Consider the following 21,373-nt stretch of genomic DNA (forward strand, 5'->3'; position numbering starts at 1 on the left):
TCTCATTTTGAAAATTGCTTCATCACATCCATTAATTCCTCAATGGTTTCTTCACCATCTCCTGAGAGAATGGCATCACTGACACAATGTTTGATATGTCTTTCTGTGACTGAAAAGCCAACTTTATTGAGTGCTGCATTTATCGCACTAATTTGAACAAGAACATCTACACAATAACGATCTTCCTCTATCATTTTTTGTATACCTCGTACTTGTCCTTCTATACGTTTTAGCCGATTCACCATCGCTTGTTTTTCATTTTTTGACCTTGGCTGACTTGGATGCTGATGAAGAGATTCCTTCAATTCCATCACTTCCTTTATGATTTATAATTATACTATACCCCCCTATTGTATATTATGTCAACCTGAAAGTTTTAAATCTCTATAGGTTCAACTAGGCTAGCATCATTTACGCTTGGATTATTTAATTTCTTAGATACTGGATATGCAGACATTTGCTCAGAATTATAAGGAGTTAATAAACCTTTCAAAGTCTCTTTATCTTTTAACGAAGGATCAAGCCACATTTCCTGAGCTTTTTCATCTAATATAACCGGCATCCGATCATGAAGACTCTGCATTAAATTATTAGGCTTTGTCGTAAGTATGGTACAAGAAACAATCTCTCCATCTTCAGATTCCCATCTGTCCCACAAACCAGCAAATGTAAATACCCTGCCTTCGTTTACCGTAATTCGATAAGGTTGCTTCTGATTTGAAATACGTTTCCATTCATAAAAACTATCTGCCACGATTAAACAGCGTCTTCGAGTTAATAAATTTTTAAAAGAAGGTTTTTGATCCACAGTCTCACTTCTGGCATTGATCATTTTACTACCAATTTTTGCATCCTTCGACCAGCTCGGTATTAATCCCCACTGTAAATATCCTGCCTTTCTCCCTTGATCTGTTCCCACAATCGATAACACCTTTTGAGTTGGTGCAATATTATAACTTGTTAGTACTTCATCGATCGAGATATTTAATTCACTTTCAAGTACCTCTTTAGAAGTTTCCAATGTAAACCGGCCACACATAAATTATCATCTCCTATACTTGAATATTAGCTGCCTCTACTTATATAATAACCATTTCATGTTAAACTAAGAAGCAGAGGTGATAATGATGTTTCAAACTTTACACTCGGAAAGCGAATTAGACCATATTATTGAATCCAACCAGCTGTCTTTCCTTTATATTGCAAAAAATAATTGCAGTGTCTGCCATAGTTTATTTCCACAGATCGAAGAAATCATGGAACATTACCCTACAATTGTACCAGGATACGTTCTTATAGATGAACTACCTGGTATTGCTGGTCGATTTTCTATCTTTTCAGCACCTGTACTAATTCTTTTCATAGAAGGTAAGGAATATCTTAGAGAAGCACGAATTGTTCATCTTGATCAATTTCAAGAAAAATTAGACAGACTATATCAACATTTTGTTTTATCATACTCTCATTCAAGATATGAGCATTAGCCTTGTGGGAATAAGAAGAAGCTAACAATTTTATATCTGAATATTTATTTGTTAACATTTCCCGGGAAATCAGTATAATCACTCCTTCAGATAAATTGAGAATTTTTGATTATATATGTTTATTAAAAATCAAATTCGGTTAGATAACAAATATAGATACAATTTAATTTAAAGGAGTAGATCTTACTTTATGGATATTAATAAAGAAATTAAAAAGTTAGAAAGTGTTTATAAGGAAAAACCTCAACGTGTTTTTAGTATGTATTTAAATACAGACCCATCTGATCCTGAACAACAAGGCGGAGAATGGAAGATTCATCTGAAAAACGGCTTAAGTAATTTCGAGAATTATATGAAAGAAGATGGGGATTCTGATGAAAAACGAAACTATTGGGCAGTAAAAGAAAAAGTAGAAAACTATATTAAAGAAAATGAACAGAGCTTGGCCAAAAGTGTTGTCATTTTTGCTACAGGTGATGATTCTGTCTGGTTCGCAGAAAAATTTCAAATGCCTGTAACGACTGAGTTTAACTGGGAAGAATCAGCTAACATAGCTCAATTAAAAGAAATGTTCGAAAGCTTTCCGCAAACAGGGATTATTCTAACTCAAAAAAATTCAATAAAAATTTTAGATACTGAATTAGGGACTTTAAAAGAAACCAAATTATATGAACTAGACTTAGATACAGAGGACTGGAGAGAACATGATGGACCTCCACGTGGCCATGCAGCTTTAGGACCTGGCGGTAAAAATACCCAAAAAGAACAATTTGAGGCAAGATTTGATGAGAACAGATATCGTTGGTATAAGAGCATTGCAGCTACACTCGACAAACTAGCAAAGAACAAAAATTGGTCACGTATCTTTATTGTAGGTGATAAAGATGAAGCACAGGACTTAGAGGACAATATGAATAAGAAGGTAGATGAAGTAGTTCCTAAAAATATGTTAGAACATGAAGAAATGAAAATTATTAATAAAGTAATACTCAATTAGATTAAAAAATCGAGCATATCGCTCGATTTTTTAAATTCTAGCTTCGGATATAATATATGGCTTACCTTGTATTTGTGAATTATTCTGATTACTTGAATTATGATCTGTCCCTAACATAAGTAATCCATTTCCTTCAATCCTTTTACTATATTGAAGAGGTATTGTTGATTTAACTAACTGTGCATAAATTTCAGGTTCAGTTAGCCTCCTGCCAAATTCCTTTTCCATCTGTTCTACAATAATCGCTGCTGCACCCGATACATGTGGGGTTGCCATAGATGTACCTGACATTGTTGCATATTTGTTACCAGGATAAGTAGATTTAATTTTCACTCCAGGAGCAACCATGTCGATTTCATCATTTGTATTGGAAAAATCAGCTAACTTCCGATCTAAGTCTACCGCTCCTACTTGCATTACTTCTTTATAATAACCTGGATAGTTCCTCTCAGTAGTTTCACTTGTACCGTCTCCATTATTTCCTGCCGCACAGACAACTAATATATCATTTCTTACTGCCTGTTGAATGGCTTGATGTAATCTTTTATTATTTTGAGAAGTACCACAAGACATAGAAATCACTCTTACTCTTTCATTTCGATTGCCTCGCCAACGAATGGCATACTCTATCGCTTTAATAATGCTTTCCATCTCACCTTTTCCATTTTTATCAAATGCTTTTAAGATAAGCAATTGGGATTTTGGTGCTACACCTGCTACACCGTGACCATTTATATTCGCTGCAATTGTGCCTGCAACATGTGTACCATGACCATTGTCATCCGATAAATCTGATGGTATACCATAATTTTCTTTAGTAAAATTTCGTCCACCGACAATTCTGTCTTTCAAATCGGGATGATTGGTATCACAACCGGTATCGATTACAGCCACAACGACTTGATTACCTTTATAACCTTTATGCCACTTTTCAGGAGCTTTTATTAATTGGACACCAGATGGAACTTCATCAGCATGATCCTCTGTAGATTCAACTTGGTATGGAATTAATTTAATTTGTGCCATTTTTTTCCTCCTTTTTCTACGCCTTATTACAGTAGATTCAGAGAAAAGTAAAATGGCATGAGCCATATGACTATTATTCTATAGATTTTTTGGATTTTCTTATAGAATAAATTAGTAAGACTAAAAAAAGAATTGTCTGACCAACTATTACGATAGCATCCCAGAAATAAGGATTATTCAGTGGCTCTGTAAGATGTGGTACAGTAGTTAACAACATATAATATAATTGTGGTAAGAAAAAAAAGAAAATAATAATCATTGTTAATCCAACACTTATAAAATAAAAAACCGAATAAATTTTAACTATTTTTTCTTCTCCTTCAAATGTTGTTGTATGCTTATCCTCTGAAATAAAAGGTATCCATTTACTCATCTTTTTTTTACCGTTTTCCATTAAATTATAACAACTTGTCACGTTCTCTAAAACATAATATAGATCGGTCTTCATATAAATGCAGCACTGATAAATTGTTTTTATGAATAGATCTAATATAATTAATGACAATATACCATCAATAATTAAATTCTGAGACAAATTTGTAAGCTTTAATGTTAGTGTCAAACTCAGAATAAGTTGATCAATAAACATGCCAGCAAGAAATAACAAATTTCGAGATTTTGTGGGCAATTTCCATGCATGTGTTAAATCGGTCTCTGCTACAATGAGAAAAAGCCTGTTACTTAACTGAACATTTGCTGGTAAACCATGCGCACGAATAGCTAAAATATGACCACATTCGTGAAATACGAGCATTATCAATATAATTAAAGCATATAGTAAGGTGTTAAACACCATCGCATCAAATATAAAAAGATCAGAATATACAGGTAGAAGTTGTGGTGATTTTATAAACATAATAATATTGAACAATAATAATAGAAAAAATATAGGGATTGTAAATCGATTAAATAAGATGTTCGCAAATTGTGAGGATACCCACATAAATCCTGTTGGTGCAGAGTTTTTCTTATTCAATATAATTACTTCTCCATCTACTTCTTTTACTAATCCTAATTTAATTAATTGTTCAATAAAATCTATTAGATCAATTTCTTCCTTAGGATAACTAGCTATTAATTCCTCTTCCACTCTTTTTAATGGATCACCAGAATTAATTCTATTAATAGCCTCTATACAAACTCTAGGCATTTCAAAATATTCGCCAGTTTGCGGCTGTTCAACGATGTAATGTTTTTTGTCTTCTCTAATATGAAGTGAGTGTAATAATATATTAGACTCTAAAGATATTTTCATAAGAACACCACCTATAATAAAATAGGATGCTATTCTCATAGCATCCTTATAAAACTATCTTGGCCAATTGTTATAGAATGGGCACCACCAACAAGTAGCCTTTAATTTATTTAATTTTCTGATCTTCATAATACATACCTCCCTTTTTTATTTTATTTATCTGTTAAATCATGATAGTTTTTATGATACTCGACCCAAATCGGATACACTGTCTGAAAAGTATCTACAAGGTCGGGATCAAACTGAGTTCCACTTCCTTCTACAATAATTCGATACGCTTCTTCTAACGACAACGCTTTTCGATAGGAACGAGAAGAAGTTATAGCATCAAATGAATCAGCAATCATTGTCACTCTGGCGAGAAAGTCTATTTCATCACCTTGTTTTCCTTCTGGGTAGCCTTTACCATCCCAACGTTCATGGTGTTGCTTTATAACATTTATATAATCTACAATTCCTTCAACTTCTTCTACTGCCTCTGCTCCTACTATAGGATGTGTTTTTATAACATCAAACTCTTCTTTTGTGAGTTTACTAGGTTTTGACAGTATACTATCCGGTATATGAATTTTTCCAATATCATGTAACAAACAAGCATAATAGAAAAACTTTTGTTCATCATTCTTCAATTGTCCTGTTTCTTTCACTAGTAGATTTGCATAATCTGCTACTCGTTCACTGTGACCACGAGTATATGGGTCTTTCAATTCCAAAGTTGCTATGACCCCTTTTACAAGTCCCTCTAACTGTTTATCATATGATGTCTCAATTGCCTTTACATATGCTAGAAATCGAAAAAGTAGGATACAAGCAACAACTGAAAGAATGCTTAACATCAATATAGGAATAACAACGATAATATCTTGCAAGACTACTCCGACTATAATAAACTTTAAAGTTGTCCCTAAAGAAACTAAGTAAAAAAAGGTTTTATTAACAAATATTGGAGAGAATAATATGATTACTAATTCTACAATATTCCCATTAGCATATGTTTGGTCATTACCCAAATAGAAAATCAATTCTATTATTAAATTAGTCAGTGTAAAAGTTATAAAAAATATGTATTTAATATGAAAGGATTTGTCATGTTTCATTAAGTAGTAAGCTAAGGGAATTAATAATATACAAATTGCATAAATGAAAAAATCCAATCCATTTTTGTTTCCTATTGTATCTAACTCCCATGGCATCTGAGGTAAAATATAATAGTAAACTATTTCATATCCGAAATATATACCATAGAACAACCATAGAAACCATATTGTGGTTCTTTTTTCTTCATTTAGAAGGTTAGAATATCTATGTAAGTTTTGCATGTTTTGATCCTTTCTAAAATTATTATACTATATAAAGAACGAAATTTCTACATTTTTCCTGTAATTTTATTAAAAATATTAATTATAGTATAAGCGAAATGTCGAGCACTGTAAATAACTGATCGAAATTGGCAAATTATCATCTTTTTTTCTCAACATGATCGAACAAAATATGATTACTTGTCGCAAGTGGCGATGAAATTATAGTAAAAGAATTGCACGGGAAAGTAGCAATGTAATAAGCAATGTCAATAGCAATCTCGATTACACATGTAAACTTCCTCCAAATCTTTATAATTGATCTTGATAATGAACAATTCTCTCTTCGTTAATGAGCGAGATTTAGAAAAGAATCTAAAAAAAGATGAAACTATTTTTAGTCTCATCCCTTTTTTGGCTTTGTAAATACCAAAAATATAATCGTTCCTATTAAGGAATTTGTAAATAAAACTGCCCCCATTGGAACGGCTGTTGTCTCATCTAGACCAACTAATGGTGCTACTATTGCCCCCATAACTAACGGCAACATTCCTAATAGAGCACTAGCAGTTCCTGCATTTTTCTTTTGTTGTTCCATTGCTAGAGAAAAACTACTAGTTAAGATAATCCCAACTGAATTCAAATGAATAAATATCGGAATTACTAGCATAAATAATGGCCAGTGAAATAAAGTAGCTAACAATAACACTGTGTTAGCAGATAACGACATCAGGACACCTGTGCGTAATAAACTTCGTTCAGAAAAGATGGAACTTAAGCGTCCTACCAGGAAACTACCAAAGATAATAGCTAAACCATTTACACCGAACAATATACTGAAAACTTGCGGTGAAACATTATACAAATCCTGATATACGAACGGTGTTCCAGCAACATAAGCGAATGTACCACCTTGTACAAAACAAACAACAATAGCATATCCTATAAAGGATCGGTCTTTAAACAGACCTGCCATCGTTTTAATAGAATTTATAATAGAGCTTGGTGTACGATTTTCTTCTGGCAATGTTTCCGGTAATTTAAATGCACTAATTGTTACCATCATGATCCCTAGTAAAAATAAAAAAACAAAAATAGTATGCCATGAAGCAAAAGGTAATAAAAGCACTGCCCCACCCGAAATTGGTGCAATCATTGGTGCTGTTGCATTAATTACCATTAATAATGCAAAAAATTTTGTCAATGCCTTACCATCAAATACATCTCTTACCACTGCACGTGATAGTACAACACCTGCTGATGCAGTAAAGCCTTGCAGGAAACGAGCAATGATTAAAACGATTATATTAGGTGCCAATGCACACAATAATGAAAATATCGCAAATAGAGATATAAAGATTAAGATCGGTTTTCTTCGACCGATGCTATCGCTAATTGGTCCAATTACTAATTGCCCAAACGCTAAACCTAATAAACACGCAGTTAAACTTAACTGTACGAGAGATGCCCGTGCCCCTAAATCATCCGCTATTTGAGGAAAACTTGGTAAATACATATCAATATTAAACGGACCTAACATGGCTAGCATAGCTAATAAAAATGCTAAACCTATCCGTTGTTTTCCTGTTGGATTATGTAGTCTTTGCTCGATGATAAACCCTCCTCATTCATCCTATTATAAAGTAACAAAAAGCAAAGTAATAATGATCCGCTTGCAATACTTGTTAACAAATTGTTACATTTGTCTTGCTTTCTTAACACAAAAATGTGTTTCATTTCTAATCATTTGGTCTATATATAAAATGAGACTTCAATCAGTGGGAGTTTTAAACTTCCACTATGCTCGACGAACCGTATCATGAAGTCTAACGTCCTTTTATCCCGTCGCTAACGCTTGAACCTTGAAGTATGGATATTATAGACATTGACACCGTGATAATTAGATAACAAATGAGGAGGATCAACAACATGAAAAAAATCTTATCTGAAAAAGTGGTACTTGAAGAAAAGTTAAATATGAATCAGCTTATCAATTTACACACCTATGAGAAGAGTTATAATGGATCGATTTATATACTAGCCAACCATGAGGTAACACCACTTGGAGATTTACCAAGACTTGTCACTTTCTCTTTATTAACTAGTACAAATTGTGAGATTCATTTTATCGTTGAAGGACAAAAACCAAATCAAGCTTTAGAGGATATTACTACTTTTTTAACTCCAGACACATACCATATAGCAAACTAACCACTTACTTAAAAGTAAAAAAGCGCACCTCAACTTTGAGGTGCGATCGTATTCTATTACATAAATTCAAAAAAATAACGAATGACATGAAAAAATATTGGCGCTGTATAAGCCAGACTATCAATTCTATTTAAATATCTATCTTTTAATTTTTCCAGCTTTTCGGTATTTCCTATTAAAAGGTCTCGTTTTAATACAGAGATTGTTAAACTCCCAAAAAAGCCAGCCACACTTATCAAGATTCCCGATATAATTCCGAAAGTAAAATCTAGTGGTGTTAATAAAGGATATATGTAATAGGAAGTTAACGTTGTAATGATTAGTCCTGCAATAAAACCTTCCCATGTAATATATGAATTCGCAGTTGGAGCGAGTTTATGTTTTCCAAAATACAGTGATACCAAATATTGGATCACATCATTTACTTGTGTCAGGATAATTAAATACAGTACAAGATTTGCCCCATATTCTGGTGTCGCCACTGGGAAGTATGCAAGATGACTAAGACCAAACACCATTAACATGAGTCCCCACTGTGTAAAACTTACCGATCGTAAAAAGCCTGCTGTTCCTTTTCCAATTATTCTTGGTAAAGGTAAAAATAAGAATACATATACTGGTATAAATACGATAAACATTCCATACCAACCGATATAAATCCAATAAAAATGTATTGGAATCATAAAATAAGCCCACAGAAAAATACGTCTGTCTGATTTTCGTGTCTTCATCATTGAAAAGTATTCTCTTAAAGCAAAGTAGCAAAGAATCATAATAGCAAAAAGGGATACTTTTGGGTTAAATAACGTTGCAAAACAAAATATTACAAACATCCCCCACCAAGTTTTAACTCTTATTTGCAATTTGGAGAAGTCTTTATCTTGTTGAAATTGTGGTGCTACTTTAAAAACAATAGAAACAATAATTAATACAATACATATAATTGCCAAAGTCCAAATGGTTTCTTGCAATTTGACCACCCAATCTTTTTTTAAAAACTGCATTCATTTTACAGGATTTGCTTTATAATGAAAAGAGGTCAATAATTTTTAAGTTGGTGATCAAAATGAAGCAGGAATATGTATACATTATGTTATCTGATACAGGAACTTTATTTACAAATGTCATTAAAACATACACGAAAGCACCTTATAATCATGCCTCGTTGTCATTTGACTCAGAGCTAAAAGAGATGTATAGCTTTGGCAGAAAGAATCCGAAAAATCCACTAAATGGCGGATTTGTAAAAGAGGATATTTTAACTGGAACTTACAGTAGGTATCCAAATACAAGCTGTGTTATCTATCGTTTAAAGGTGACGGAACGGGAAATAGAGAAGATGAAAAGAATTCTAGAAGTTTTCATTAAAAACAATCATAAATTTCTATATAATATTTTAGGTGTGATTGGCGTATCTTTGAGAGAACCTGTAGAGTTTAGTAATTCCTATTTTTGTTCTCAATTTGTTGCCGATATACTTTATCGGTCCGGTATTCGGCTTTGGGATAAACTTCCGGCAATGGTCACCCCTGATGATTTTAGAAAGAACTCATCCTTCGAACTTATCTACGAAGGAAAACTGTTTGATTATACGCCGGTAAAAAAAGTCATGACAAGATCTCAATAACTTGTCATGGCTGAAATGCTTTGGCGATTAATCGATATGATTCTTTCTTAGCTTCGAAATCATGAATATTGGTGATAATCATAAATTCGTCTGTCTGATAAAGTTTTTGTAAACTTAATAATTCTTTTTTTACCTTTTCAGGGGTCCCTACAATACAGCGTTTGCGATTTTGTTTGATTGCAGCTAATTCCTCTTCGGAGAATTCTTTATTTAGCACTTCTTGGATTGAAGGAACCTTAGTATCTGCTCCTTTTCCTACATTTAATAACCATTTATCTTGCGTTAAAGCAAGTTCCTCTGCCTTCTCCCCTGTTTCTGCGCAGACTACAAAAATACAAACAATTGTTTTGGGTTGATCGCTTGTAACAGAAGGTTTAAAATTCTCCCTATAGGTTTCCAACACTCTTTCACCGTTATCCGGTTTAATAAAATGACCGAATACAAAACCTACTCCTTGACTAGCTGCCGTTTTTGCCCCTCTTTCTGATAAGCCTAACAACCAAATTGGTGGGAAATGATCGATGCGAGGTCCTGCTTTCACTAGACGAAACTCGTGTTCACGTGGCATTGTATTATGTAAAAAACCTTGCAAATCAGCAAGCTGTCTTGGGAATTCGCTTAATGGCTTATTTTGATTATCGGTTAATGCAGAACGAGTTAATTGAGATCCTCCAGGTGATCGTCCTACTCCCAGATCAATTCTGTTTGGAAAAAATGCCTCCAAAGTCTTGAAATTCTCTGCTATTTTATAAGGACTAAACTGTGGAAGTAACACGCCTCCGGACCCTACACGAATGGTTTTAGTGACAGAGGCGATCCTTGTCATCATTATTTCTGGTGAAGAACTCGCTAATCCGTTGGTATTATGATGCTCTGCAACCCAATAACGTTGATAACCTAGCTGTTCTGTCCATTGTGCTAATTCTAAGGAATGCTGCAACGTTTCTTCTGGAGATTGCCCTCTTGATATTGGCGCTTGGTCAAGTACACTTAATTTCAAAGTATTAACTCTCCTTTTAATTAATTATATTTTGTTGTTTTATCAGACAAAGTGGATGATTTTTCTTTGTGTTTTGGTTGATATATAGGTTTATCGGGCGAAGCGAATGACTTTTCTTTCTCTTCTGGGCGATATATTTGTTTATCAGACAAGTCGGATGATCCTTCTTTCCCTTTTGGGCGATAAACTGATTTATTGGACAAAAGGGATGACTTTTCTTTTCCTATTGAACGATACCTTTATTATGACTCGATTCAATTCACAGTATATACAAAAATAGTGACGGAGTGTTAATCCGTCACTTTCCTATCGAAAAAGATCTAATAGTTTATCCCAAAATCCTTTCTCTTCTTGTATTTCTTCCTCTTCTTCTTCTTGTTCTTGCTTGGTAATTGCTTCTGTTTTGATTACAAATTGAACGGATTGCACATTCTCATTTTTATCAGAAACAAAAGATTCTGCATCAAAGTCAGATTTATCATATTCATTGATCATTTCATCAATTTCTTCCTGCATCTGATCTGGCAAATCACTTGTGGAATCTGCCAATTCAGAAGTACCTTCGTGTAATTCCGAAGCACCATTTTCTAATTCACTAGTACCATCAGAAATTCCCACTACTCCTTGGTGGAAGTCTTGATAAGCTTGAGATAACTCGCCTACTCCATTCGTATATTCAACTAGCCCACCATGAAAGGATTGATAGTTTGTTGATAAGCTAGATAAACCTTCTTGCAGTTCTGCCATTGATTCTTGAATATTCATTTCTTCACTTGCAGTAGCTATTTCACTTGCCATCGTTTCTAAAGATTTTGCCATTTCTATTTGAGAGCCGCTCACTTCTTTTAAAGTAGGACTGACAGCCGCAAATGCTTCTTTCGCTGCATCATATGTGCCTTTTGCTTGTTGAGAAGCCTTAAATGTTTCTGCTAATTTTTGTACTACTTCTCTATCTTGTTCTTCTTCTAATTTGCCGGAAATATTTTTTATATCTTCTTCCGTAATATCATAAGCAGGAATGTCATTCATCGATTCATCCAACGTTTGGTATGCTTTGGTATAGTTATCGTTTAAATTAGTCAATCCTTTTTCGATTTCTCTCAGTCCATCAGCAACTTGCGCTAAACCTTCTTGTAATTCTGAGAAATCGCCCATACTCATCTCTTGATCCAAAGATGTGTTTATACTCGATAATGCTTCATTAATAGAAGCAGAGCCATTTATCAAATCGGATGAGCCATTATTTAACTCAACGATACCATTTTTATATTCATTTGAGCCATTTTTTAATTCATTCATCCCACTATTTAAATCCGTGATACCGTTTTTCAATTCTCCGACACCATTATCAATTTCTTCAGTTGCATCTGTTAAGCTTTGAAAATCCTCTGTCATTTCGTCTACATCGGGAGATTCGATCGACATCGATGAGGGAATTCCGGTAATTTCAATCGCCTCTAACTCAAAGTCTGTTACATCTGCTTCCATTACCAGATTTTTTTCTTGATCAGGCATCACAGTAAACGTTATTTGTTTATTTTTTCCTGCATTTGCTATGGTGCCTTCTTCCGCTACTATTTCTTGATATTTCTCCGCATCTACGGTCAATGCGATTTGCAATAAATAGTTCTCAACAAAAATAGGATTCACGTCTTCATTTATAGAAGTTTCGATTTCTATTTTTAAATGTCCGTCTTTCCCCACCATATCTTCAGGTGTTACTTTTTCTCCATCGAGCTGATACGAAATATCAAACTCCCATGGTAAGGGTTTCCCTTCAAGATTGCCTTGATAATAGAAGGTATCTTCAGAGGCAGTGAAGGAGATTTCGTCATCTGACTTCTTCATTTCGGATAGATCTGTTAAGTTTTTAACCATTGTATAGTTACCATAATCGGTAATATCACTCGTTTCATCAACTTCAAAACTATTAACTACATACATTTCTTGTTGCGCACCATTTGGTTGTAAAGTTGTATAAACAACTTCATCTTTTTCCACTTTCGGACTGGCAGCTACTACAGTTACAGTCGACAACAACAATATACTAATTGTAAAGACTACTAAGATACGTTTAATTATCATAATCAACCTTTCTCCTTGTAAAAGTTTGCTTTCCATGTTGTTACGTTAATCACTTTATCAAAAACGACAAGCATTGCTGGTAAGAAAAAGACTACCAAAATAAACGCTAGCAACGCTCCTCTTCCTAATAATAATCCTATCGATGACACGATTGGATTAGTGGAAGTCCATGCCAGGATAAATCCTACACTTGATAAGATCGAAGCAGATATGAGTATCGAAAAGATTTTTTCATCAATTGTTTTTTTGATTGCTTTCATTGCCGACATTTCTTTCCTGTTTTCTTTATATGCTTCTGTTAATAAGATCGCATAATCGACCGTTGCCGCTAATTGGACTGTACTAACAATTAAATACCCTACATAAACCAGAGATGTATCCATAAAATATGGTACAGATAAGTTAATCCATACTGCTGATTGAATCGTTAATAATAATACAATTGGCATTGAGATCGAACGGAAAGTCACTAATAAAACAAGTGCTATTGCCACAATCGTTAAAATATTTACTACGATGTTATCTTTTTCTACGGTATCTTTCATATCATTCAAGGTAACACTTTCACCGAGTGCGTAAATATCATCTCCGTAAAGTTCTTCTGCCATTCTTTCAACTTTCTCTATTAAAGCAAATGCTCTTTCTCCTTCAGAATCGGTAGTAGTATTTAGGATAATCCTTGCATAATTATCCGAATAGAAGGACTCTGTTATTGATTCATCTAAATACTCAGAAGGGATAGCTGCACTAACTGTATTAACATAAGCTAATACACTCGAAACATGATCAACATTTTCTAATTCCTGTATCAGTTCTTCCTCTTTAGCGACGTTCCCTTTTGGAACTAATAAAACAAGTGGTGTTGATTTGCCAAATACTTGTTCAATTGCTCTTTCATCTTGACCGACTCGCATGTCTTCTGGATGTTCACCTGTTCCGTAAATAAAACTCGTATTACTTTGTGCTAAAAATGCAGGTATCAAAATTAAAAATACAAGAATGATACTTGGAATTCGGAATTTCATCACTCTTCTGCCAATATTTTTAAAGGTTGGCACTAGTGGTTTATGCTTTGTTTTATCGATCCACTTGTAAAAGGTGAGCGTTAATGCAGGTAAAAAGATCATTACACTAATGAAACTGAGCACAATCCCTTTTACCAGGTTTACCCCTAAGTCTGCTCCAATCTCAAAATTCATAAAGGTAAGCGCCATAAAACCAAAAAATGTGGTCGAAGCACTTGCTGCAATGGCTGGGAAGGATTGCTTCATTGCTAGCCGCATCGCACTTGTTGGTGCTTCACCTTTATTTCGAAAGTCCGAAAAACTATGGAGCAGAAATATCGCATAATCTAGCGAGACTGCTAACTGTAATATCGGAGCAACCGATTGGGTGACAAAAGATACTTCTCCCAAGAAAATATTTGTACCGAGATTTATTAATACCGATACACCAATAGCCGTTAGAAAGAAAACTGGCTCCATCCACGAGTTAGTAGAAAGAACTAATATAATGATGATGATTGGTACAAGCAATAAGGCCGCATAAGCAGATTCCGATCCTGCCATTTCCTGTGAAACAGCAGTGTCGACAGCTTCCCCTGCCAATGCATTCTCTTTACCAATCAGCGTATAAATTTCATTTGTAATCGCCACTTCATCCCCATCGCGAATATGTAAGGATAATAGTGCATTTTGATCAAGGTAGTAGGTTTCAACAGTATCTTGATCTGCCATTTCAAGTGGTGCCTTTATATCAATAGCATCGTCGAGCCAAGTAACCTCACTCACTCCATCAATGGCTTCTAGCTCTGCTTTATACTCAAGTGCTTCCTGTACAGTCACATCTTCTAACATTACACGGGCATTTTCTACACCTGAATCAAATTCCTCTTCCATCAAATCCATAGCATTTGTGGAGGGCGCATCTTCAGGCAAGTAATCAGCCATGTTATAATTGACGGAAACACCAAATTGCGTAATGACACTAATTAAAGTAATCAGCATAAATGTGATAACTATTGATTTCTTATATCGGATTATCTTTGTTGAAAGATCAATCGTAATTCATCCTCTCTTGCATTTATCTTGATTCCACTTTATCATTATATAGACACCGTGTTGGATATTCAACAAACAGTTTTTTTTACCATGTTTGTTTTCCAACATATTTAACGTTTTTGTTGATTTGTTACAAAAAATTCACATTTAGGAGGGATTCTATTGAGTATAAATCTAGATCGAAGAAAAAAGTATACAAGGATGGTATTAAAAAACAGTTTCATTCAATTATTAAACGAAAAAGCTTTCTCTTCTATTACGGTAAAGGAAATTTGTGTGCTTGCAGATATCAATCGTTCTACATTTTACACACATTACACCGATCAATTTGATTTACTATACCAAATCGAAGCTGAAATAATCGAAGAAATGAATAAATACTTAAATGAATGTAATTTCGTTGAAGAGGAAGAATCAATTGAAATGACAGAGAAGTTATTGGAATATATCAAAAATAGAAAAGAGATTTGTCAAACATTACTCCATCGCAATACTGGAACCAGTTTTGAAAAGAGAGTGATGGATATAGCGAGAGAATTTTTGTTAAATAAAGCGATTAATATGAAAACCACTGAAGCTAGTTATCTCAGTACGTTTATTATTAGTGGCGCACTTCATGTGATTAAAGAATGGCTTGCTAACGACACGAAGGAATCACCTAGACGGATAGCCGAAATGATCAGTCAATTTACGAATAAAGGATTATTGTTTATGAATTGAGCTATTTAGCTATTAGCTGTGCTATGGTTATAAGAGAAAGTTTGGGGATCCACTTCGGAAGTAATGACCATACAAGCCGAAGTGGTGAATGCACGATTCACTACGACATATTGAATTTAATTTGTTTCGTTTTTTATTTACTTGAAGGGAATATAGTATACGACCAAGAATATAAAAAGTCGATAGCAAATATGACTGCCCAAAGCGTTCCAATACTATATAACGTTTCATTTGGATAGGGTGAATCTTGATAGTTTCCTGTTTCAAACCAGGAAAAGTCTGTTAAGTAATACATCGCCTCATCCCAAGTATCCAATCCCATCATCCAAAAGATACCCTGAGCAATCACAAAGACGACTAAATGTATCATTGCGCTGTTTCTATTGACTTTCGCAACGTACTTCGGATCTTGATTCTGTTCAATAATTTTATAATCTTTTGCGGTAAGAAGATCTACACCGCGCCACCCACCAATTTTTCTCCTCATCCATCGATCCAATTTCTTGAAATCAACAATACCAAATGTACATGCATATACTACAAATATAAGGAGGACCATTTGAAAAGTGGAGAACTCCCCCGTGTATTGATAAATGGCAATTCCTAATAAAGCTTCCACAACTACTAAAAGTAAAAAGGTAGAAATAAAAAGCGTACTTATGCTCTTATTACCAAAGAAATAACGAAACACACCAAATAAAAGTAATGAAATAAATGATATAATTTCGATTACGATGAAAATTTCCCATTGAAAGTCAATTAATATATCCACTCTCAAATCCACTCCCTTCTTTCTTTTAACCATATGTGTATGCTATTGCTCACATCATTTTAACATAATTATCCATTTGATCGACTTAAATCATGTAAATGCAGTACTGTAGTTTTTTATTTTCGGTTATCCCTAAAGGTAAATATGTAACCAATAATAGACAGTAGAAGCATTTTCTCTTCTATCGTTAATTCTTTAGAGATTTCAACCATATCGTTGTTAAGTTCGTTAAAAACATGTGTGTATTCATGAGGGAATTTACCATTATAGAAATATGCCCAGCGATGATTGTTATCGTCTCTGAGATCGAAATCACCTGACATACCAGATACCTTTATCTTCAAAAGTAACTTATCTTCTTCGTCAAATAACTTCCCTTTTGTATTTATCACATTTTTAAAATCATTTTGTACATAACTGCCCAAAAAATGATTATTGTGATCGTAAATAAACAACCTTGTTACCTTCACACCTTTTCTCTTAAAATAAAACAATAGTTCTCCATCGTGCGTATAAAAACCCATAGTAACAGGCAAAAGAGATAGCATAACATTACTAAAAGCCGCTACCGGATAATACCACCAAGGTAAATAAATTGTTTTAAGAGTACCAACATAATTACCTTGCTTTTCAATGAATAATAATTGCGGTAAAACCCTGGCATCATTTTTAAGGACTAAATGATGCAAATCAACTAAGCTAAGCTCCGAATATGGAATTTCGCTATCTTTCAGTTGATTATATTTGTGTCTGCTCAACACAGCCAGAACCAGAATAAAAGCACAAGGAAACAATGCCAAAAGCACTTCTAGCCATTCATTAATAGTTGATGGTGTATCAAAAATGATGAAACTGCTAATAACAACAAATAATACCAATAAAATTATGTATGCTAATTTCTCACGTCGTTTATACAAACTTGCTATCATTAACAATCACCTCTTTTAAATTCATCCATAAATTACATATTATGATAATTGACTGTAACCTTCAAGTCGTATATTTGGACAATCCAATTAAATTGTAGGTCTAAAAATCTATATTATTTAAAAACGGTTTATTTTATCAATATAAAGGGTATTTTTAGTCAGGACTATTTATTAGAGGGGTTGACATCATGAAACACAAAAGTAAGACAGGAAATCAAAAAGGATTTTTAAAATTATTATTAGCTTTATTTCTTTTTCCTCTATCTTTCGTTATCATTGCTGGGATAACTGGATTTGCACTAATTGAAGACACACCACCATTAACTGAAAAACAGCTTAAAAATGCAAAAACCTCCATTATTTACGATATGAATGGAAACAAGATTGCCAATATTTCTGGTGCAGAACATCGCTTACCAGTTGATATTAAGGATGTTCCTATGATTGTACAGAATGCATTTATAGCTATTGAAGATGCTAGATTTAGAGATCATGACGGTATCGATATAAAAAGAATAGCTGGTGCAGCAATCGCCAATGTCAAAGAAGGCTGGGGTGCGGAAGGCGGAAGTACCATTACTCAACAAGTGGTTAAAAATGCGTATCTCTCCCCTGAAAAAACCTTAAAGAGAAAAGCACAGGAAGCGTATTTAGCCCTTCAAATGGAAGAGAATTATTCTAAAGATGAAATATTAGAAATGTACTTAAACAAAATTTACTTTGGTAACGGCGCTTATGGAATTGGTGCAGCTTCAGAAGTCTATTTTAACAAAAAAGTAAGTGATCTCTCAGTAGAAGAAGCTGCATTGTTAGCTGGACTTCCTCAACGACCAAGTGGATATGATCCATATGCACATCCTGAACTAGCAATAGACAGAAGAGACATTGTATTAGCTTCCATGGAAAAAAATAATTTTATATCAACAGAAGAAAAAAAAGAAGCACAAGCAACTGAATTAGACAATATTCTTCACCAATCAAAAAATAAACAGCAATATCAATATTTTATCGATCATGTGGTAGAAGAATTAAAAACAAAAGGAATCAAAGAGGATGAAATATATTCAGGTGGATTAAAAATCTATACAACACTTGATCCAAATGCTCAATCTAATACAGAAAAAATGATGACTGGTACTGATATTATCCCTTTTCCTAATGATAACTTTAAATCTGGTGTTGTTTTACTTGATACTAAAACAGGAGCTATTCGAGCAATAGGTGGTAATCGAAATCCTGGAGAGCAAGAAATTAAAAAAGGATTTAATTTTGCAACAGATATCAAAAGACAACCAGGATCGACAATTAAACCAATCTTAGACTATGGTCCGCTGATTGAATATCAAAAAAAATCTACTTATTATCAAATTAAAGATGAAGAACTTAAAATAGGTGACAAAACATTTAAAAATTATGATGATTCATTCCGTGGAATGGTCTCGATGCGTGAAGCGTTAGTGAAATCATACAATATTCCTGCAATCAAGGCTTTTTTAGAACTTGAAAAAGATCAAGCAAAAGAATTTGCTTCTAATTTAGGATTAAATTTAGAGCATGCCTATCCTTCTTATGCCATTGGTGGCTTTGGAGATGAAGATGGCGTATCCCCATTAAACATGGCGGGTGCATATGCGGCATTCGGCAATCAAGGGGAGTACCACGAACCATACAGTGTTACAAAAGTTGAATATCCAACTGGTGAAATAATGGAATATCAATCTGAGGGAAAACAAGCGATGAGTGATTATACGGCTTACATGATTACGGATATGCTGAGTGATGTAGTTCAGCATGGAACTGGTACCTTAGCTAATATAGAGGGTTTACCTCTGGCAGGTAAAACAGGGACAACAAATGCACCTGAAGGTATTGAAAATGGGTCCACGGATTCTTGGTTTGTCGGCTATACTACTGAATATACTGCAGCGGTTTGGACCGGATATGAAACAACATCACAAGAACAATATATTACGAAAGAAGATGCTCGTATATCAAGACTGTTATTCAAGGAGATTATGACTGCAGTTTCTAAGGATGTTGACACAGAGTCATTTATTCAACCTTCTACCGTAAAGAAAGTCGATATTGACAAACGAAATGGTAAAAAGGCTTCAGCTCATACACCTAGCTATAGTAGGATTACAGAGTTATTCGTTGAAGGTTCGACGCTTCCAACTAAATATATACCAGCGAAAAAGAAGGTTAACAATACTTCTCAAAAGAATAAGGAAAAAGAGAAGAAACAAGAAGAGGACAAAAAGAAAGAAGTAGATGATAAGAAAAATGAGGAGAAAAATAAGAAAGAAAAGAAGAAAAAACAAGAAAAAGAGAAAAACAAAGAGAAAAAAGAAGCCAATAATACTCCAGTAAGTAACAAGAAAGAGAAAGAGCAAACTACAGATGGAAATAATACAGAAGAACAAGATGATCAAGAGAAAAAGCCAGACAACGATGAAATCTCGACAAAGCCTGATGAGAAAGAAGAGGTTGATCAGGAGACGGATACAGAAAGCACCGATAATAACACTGAGAATAAAGAAGATGAAGAAGTAGATAAACAAGATGATGACTCCGAAAAGAATTCATCTTCAACTACTGACTCTGTCAATAATGATACCAAAGTAGAAGAAGAAAATAATATTCAAAATAACTAGATGAGTTTGCAAGGGGCTTGTCAAGAAAAGTGTGTAAGAGCTTTTTATTAGGCTCTTGCTTTTTTTTGTAAATTAAAAGCTCACTTAATAGTGAACTTTTGATAATAACTTTCAGAAGATTTGGTGACTTAATAATAGATAAATTGTTACTTCACCTTAACAACGCATACTTCCCTTGAATGTTCTTAAAATTTCATCCTCCGAAATAAATTAAGTCTAGCTTTTATTGAAAAAAATGCTACTATTATATAGATAACTTAATAGAGATGGAGAAATGAAAGATGAATATAGTTTCTTTTAATGCGTTACGAACAATTGGTATGCCTAGTGTAACTTATATAAAACCTGACTTAATGTATAAAGAAATAGAAAGAATAAAGGATGCAGATCTCGTTTTGTTTCCTGAGACTTGGCAAGTACCTGCACTTGTTTTCGGACTAAAAAAGAACATTTTCCCTAGTATTGAAACAATGCAACTAGGTGCAAATAAAATAGAAATGACTCGTGCGCTCTGGTCTGTAGCAAAAGAGTATGTACCATATACGGAAATTCTCGAGAGCACTGAATCCAATATCCAAGCAATCCTAACCACTTTCCCCTTCCCTTTTGTTGCTAAAGAAGCAAAAAATTCGATGGGGAAAGGAGTATTTTTAATAGAATCTGAAGAAGCGTTGCGAGAATATGCCTCAAAAAATGATGTGCTTTATATCCAGGAATACCTAATTAATGATGGAAAAGATTTACGAGTTTGTGTTGTTGGTGATGAAATATATGCTGCCTATTGGCGTGTGGGAATAGAAGGAGAGTTTTTACACAATATTTCCCAAGGCGGTTCAGTTTGTTCACAATTTATTCCTGAAGATGCTTTAAAACTTGTAATTACTATTGCTCGTGCCTTAAATATTAACCATGCCGGGTTTGATATCATAGTTAGTGAAGGTCGTTTTTATATACTAGAATTTAATGTCTTATTTGGGAATCAAGGGTTGAATAGAAAAGACGCAACAGTGGCTCAATCTATATATGCTTATATTTCTAGTCACTTTTCGCCATCCAACCCTACTCCTACAACGCCTGGAAAGATTATTTCTTAGAAACTAATAACAACACCTATCGATATCATATCTGAATAGTCTCATCTCCTCCTCTAGTATTTTAAAAAGACTAGTAGAAAACTTTAAATATAAAACTTTTATTATTAAATACAACTTAGTTTTTCCACTGTACAAAGTAGTTCGTTTTGGTTATAATGATA

20 protein-coding genes are annotated in these 21,373 nt (G+C 33.9%); 7 read left to right on the forward strand and 13 right to left on the reverse strand.

Going from position 1 to position 21,373, the window contains the following annotated elements; all coding sequences use genetic code 11:
• Positions 1–2: 2 nt before the first annotated feature.
• Positions 3–305 carry a metal-sensing transcriptional repressor gene (locus BUC25_RS00200; RefSeq protein ID WP_073200360.1) on the reverse strand — a complete coding sequence of 101 codons (303 nt, stop codon included), beginning with the start codon at positions 303–305 and terminating at the stop codon, positions 3–5.
• A gap of 71 nt (positions 306–376) precedes the next feature.
• Positions 377–1,039 (reverse strand): SOS response-associated peptidase, encoded by a 663-nt coding sequence (locus BUC25_RS00205; RefSeq protein ID WP_073198550.1) that lies wholly within the window; start codon positions 1,037–1,039, stop codon positions 377–379.
• Between the two features lie 88 nt (positions 1,040–1,127).
• On the opposite strand from BUC25_RS00205, the gene BUC25_RS00210 reads away from it, so the two are divergent.
• Positions 1,128–1,484, forward strand: a complete 357-nt coding sequence (locus BUC25_RS00210; RefSeq protein ID WP_244535093.1) for a thioredoxin family protein — start codon at positions 1,128–1,130, stop codon at positions 1,482–1,484.
• A gap of 190 nt (positions 1,485–1,674) precedes the next feature.
• Positions 1,675–2,481: a VLRF1 family aeRF1-type release factor gene (locus tag BUC25_RS00215; RefSeq protein ID WP_073198554.1), complete on the forward strand. Its 807-nt coding sequence runs from the start codon at positions 1,675–1,677 to the stop codon at positions 2,479–2,481.
• A gap of 30 nt (positions 2,482–2,511) precedes the next feature.
• Here BUC25_RS00215 and BUC25_RS00220 read toward each other — a convergent pair whose 3' ends face one another.
• The 4 genes from BUC25_RS00220 to BUC25_RS00235 form a co-directional block, all read right to left on the reverse strand.
• Positions 2,512–3,507, reverse strand: coding sequence for a S8 family peptidase (locus BUC25_RS00220; protein WP_073198556.1), 996 nt, complete (start codon positions 3,505–3,507; stop codon positions 2,512–2,514).
• A 73-nt stretch (positions 3,508–3,580) separates the two neighbouring features.
• Positions 3,581–4,762, reverse strand: a complete 1,182-nt coding sequence (locus BUC25_RS00225) for a zinc metalloprotease (RefSeq protein ID WP_073198558.1) — start codon at positions 4,760–4,762, stop codon at positions 3,581–3,583.
• A gap of 152 nt (positions 4,763–4,914) precedes the next feature.
• A complete protein-coding gene (locus BUC25_RS00230) occupies positions 4,915–6,081 on the reverse strand; it encodes an HD-GYP domain-containing protein (protein ID WP_073198560.1) in 1,167 nt (388 codons plus the stop codon).
• 382 nt (positions 6,082–6,463) lie between these two features.
• Positions 6,464–7,672, reverse strand: a complete 1,209-nt coding sequence (locus tag BUC25_RS00235) for a Bcr/CflA family efflux MFS transporter (protein WP_280174040.1) — start codon at positions 7,670–7,672, stop codon at positions 6,464–6,466.
• Between the two features lie 317 nt (positions 7,673–7,989).
• Between BUC25_RS00235 and BUC25_RS00240 the strand changes: the two genes are divergently transcribed.
• Complete coding sequence (locus tag BUC25_RS00240; protein ID WP_073198564.1) at positions 7,990–8,271, forward strand: hypothetical protein; 282 nt, start codon at positions 7,990–7,992, stop codon at positions 8,269–8,271.
• Positions 8,272–8,327: 56 nt separating this feature from the next.
• On the opposite strand, the gene BUC25_RS00245 is transcribed toward BUC25_RS00240, so the two are convergent.
• Complete coding sequence (locus BUC25_RS00245; protein ID WP_425292865.1) at positions 8,328–9,185, reverse strand: phosphatidate cytidylyltransferase; 858 nt, start codon at positions 9,183–9,185, stop codon at positions 8,328–8,330.
• A 152-nt stretch (positions 9,186–9,337) separates the two neighbouring features.
• On the opposite strand from BUC25_RS00245, the gene BUC25_RS00250 reads away from it, so the two are divergent.
• Entirely contained in the window at positions 9,338–9,898 is a 561-nt protein-coding gene (locus tag BUC25_RS00250; protein WP_073198568.1) for a hypothetical protein, read from the forward strand.
• A gap of 4 nt (positions 9,899–9,902) precedes the next feature.
• On the opposite strand, the gene BUC25_RS00255 is transcribed toward BUC25_RS00250, so the two are convergent.
• From BUC25_RS00255 to BUC25_RS00265, 4 genes are all read right to left on the reverse strand, one after another.
• Positions 9,903–10,898, reverse strand: a complete 996-nt coding sequence (locus BUC25_RS00255) for an LLM class flavin-dependent oxidoreductase (RefSeq protein ID WP_073198570.1) — start codon at positions 10,896–10,898, stop codon at positions 9,903–9,905.
• Positions 10,899–10,918: 20 nt separating this feature from the next.
• The gene (locus BUC25_RS19650) at positions 10,919–11,050 is read right to left on the reverse strand and encodes a hypothetical protein (RefSeq protein WP_280174023.1); all 132 of its coding nucleotides are present in this window, start codon (positions 11,048–11,050) and stop codon (positions 10,919–10,921) included.
• A 154-nt stretch (positions 11,051–11,204) separates the two neighbouring features.
• On the reverse strand, positions 11,205–12,983 hold the full coding sequence (locus BUC25_RS00260) for a coiled-coil domain-containing protein (protein WP_073198572.1): 1,779 nt from the start codon (positions 12,981–12,983) through the stop codon (positions 11,205–11,207).
• Between the two features lie 2 nt (positions 12,984–12,985).
• Complete coding sequence (locus tag BUC25_RS00265; RefSeq protein WP_073198574.1) at positions 12,986–14,989, reverse strand: efflux RND transporter permease subunit; 2,004 nt, start codon at positions 14,987–14,989, stop codon at positions 12,986–12,988.
• Between the two features lie 216 nt (positions 14,990–15,205).
• On the opposite strand from BUC25_RS00265, the gene BUC25_RS00270 reads away from it, so the two are divergent.
• Positions 15,206–15,763, forward strand: a complete 558-nt coding sequence (locus tag BUC25_RS00270; RefSeq protein WP_073198576.1) for a TetR/AcrR family transcriptional regulator — start codon at positions 15,206–15,208, stop codon at positions 15,761–15,763.
• A 133-nt stretch (positions 15,764–15,896) separates the two neighbouring features.
• Here BUC25_RS00270 and BUC25_RS00275 read toward each other — a convergent pair whose 3' ends face one another.
• Both BUC25_RS00275 and BUC25_RS00280 read right to left on the reverse strand, forming a co-directional pair.
• Positions 15,897–16,535, reverse strand: coding sequence for a hypothetical protein (locus BUC25_RS00275; RefSeq protein WP_073200362.1), 639 nt, complete (start codon positions 16,533–16,535; stop codon positions 15,897–15,899).
• A gap of 116 nt (positions 16,536–16,651) precedes the next feature.
• On the reverse strand, positions 16,652–17,464 hold the full coding sequence (locus tag BUC25_RS00280; RefSeq protein WP_073198578.1) for a hypothetical protein: 813 nt from the start codon (positions 17,462–17,464) through the stop codon (positions 16,652–16,654).
• Between the two features lie 188 nt (positions 17,465–17,652).
• Here BUC25_RS00280 and BUC25_RS00285 point away from each other — a divergent pair, with 188 nt between their 5' ends.
• Both BUC25_RS00285 and BUC25_RS00290 read left to right on the forward strand, forming a co-directional pair.
• Positions 17,653–20,118, forward strand: coding sequence for a transglycosylase domain-containing protein (locus BUC25_RS00285; RefSeq protein WP_073198580.1), 2,466 nt, complete (start codon positions 17,653–17,655; stop codon positions 20,116–20,118).
• A gap of 281 nt (positions 20,119–20,399) precedes the next feature.
• A complete protein-coding gene (locus tag BUC25_RS00290) occupies positions 20,400–21,212 on the forward strand; it encodes an ATP-grasp domain-containing protein (RefSeq protein ID WP_073198583.1) in 813 nt (270 codons plus the stop codon).
• Positions 21,213–21,373: the final 161 nt, after the last annotated feature.

It is taken from the genome of Gracilibacillus kekensis (genome assembly GCF_900143085.1).
Lineage (GTDB): Bacteria > Bacillota > Bacilli > Bacillales > Amphibacillaceae > Gracilibacillus > Gracilibacillus kekensis.

Excerpts from the sequence above, each read along its gene's own strand:
- BUC25_RS00205 (WP_073198550.1), bottom strand. The coding sequence starts at position 1,039 with ATGTGTGGCCGGTTTACATTGGAAACTTCTAAAGAGGTACTTGAAAGT.
- BUC25_RS00210 (WP_244535093.1), top strand. The coding sequence starts at position 1,128 with ATGTTTCAAACTTTACACTCGGAAAGCGAATTAGACCATATTATTGAA.
- BUC25_RS00215 (WP_073198554.1), top strand. The coding sequence starts at position 1,675 with ATGGATATTAATAAAGAAATTAAAAAGTTAGAAAGTGTTTATAAGGAA.
- BUC25_RS00220 (WP_073198556.1), bottom strand. The coding sequence starts at position 3,507 with ATGGCACAAATTAAATTAATTCCATACCAAGTTGAATCTACAGAGGAT.
- BUC25_RS00225 (WP_073198558.1), bottom strand. The coding sequence starts at position 4,762 with ATGAAAATATCTTTAGAGTCTAATATATTATTACACTCACTTCATATT.
- BUC25_RS00230 (WP_073198560.1), bottom strand. The coding sequence starts at position 6,081 with ATGCAAAACTTACATAGATATTCTAACCTTCTAAATGAAGAAAAAAGA.
- BUC25_RS00240 (WP_073198564.1), top strand. The coding sequence starts at position 7,990 with ATGAAAAAAATCTTATCTGAAAAAGTGGTACTTGAAGAAAAGTTAAAT.
- BUC25_RS00250 (WP_073198568.1), top strand. The coding sequence starts at position 9,338 with ATGAAGCAGGAATATGTATACATTATGTTATCTGATACAGGAACTTTA.
- BUC25_RS00260 (WP_073198572.1), bottom strand. The coding sequence starts at position 12,983 with ATGATAATTAAACGTATCTTAGTAGTCTTTACAATTAGTATATTGTTG.
- BUC25_RS00265 (WP_073198574.1), bottom strand. The coding sequence starts at position 14,989 with ATGCTGATTACTTTAATTAGTGTCATTACGCAATTTGGTGTTTCCGTC.
- BUC25_RS00280 (WP_073198578.1), bottom strand. The coding sequence starts at position 17,464 with ATGATAGCAAGTTTGTATAAACGACGTGAGAAATTAGCATACATAATT.
- BUC25_RS00285 (WP_073198580.1), top strand. The coding sequence starts at position 17,653 with ATGAAACACAAAAGTAAGACAGGAAATCAAAAAGGATTTTTAAAATTA.
- BUC25_RS00290 (WP_073198583.1), top strand. The coding sequence starts at position 20,400 with ATGAATATAGTTTCTTTTAATGCGTTACGAACAATTGGTATGCCTAGT.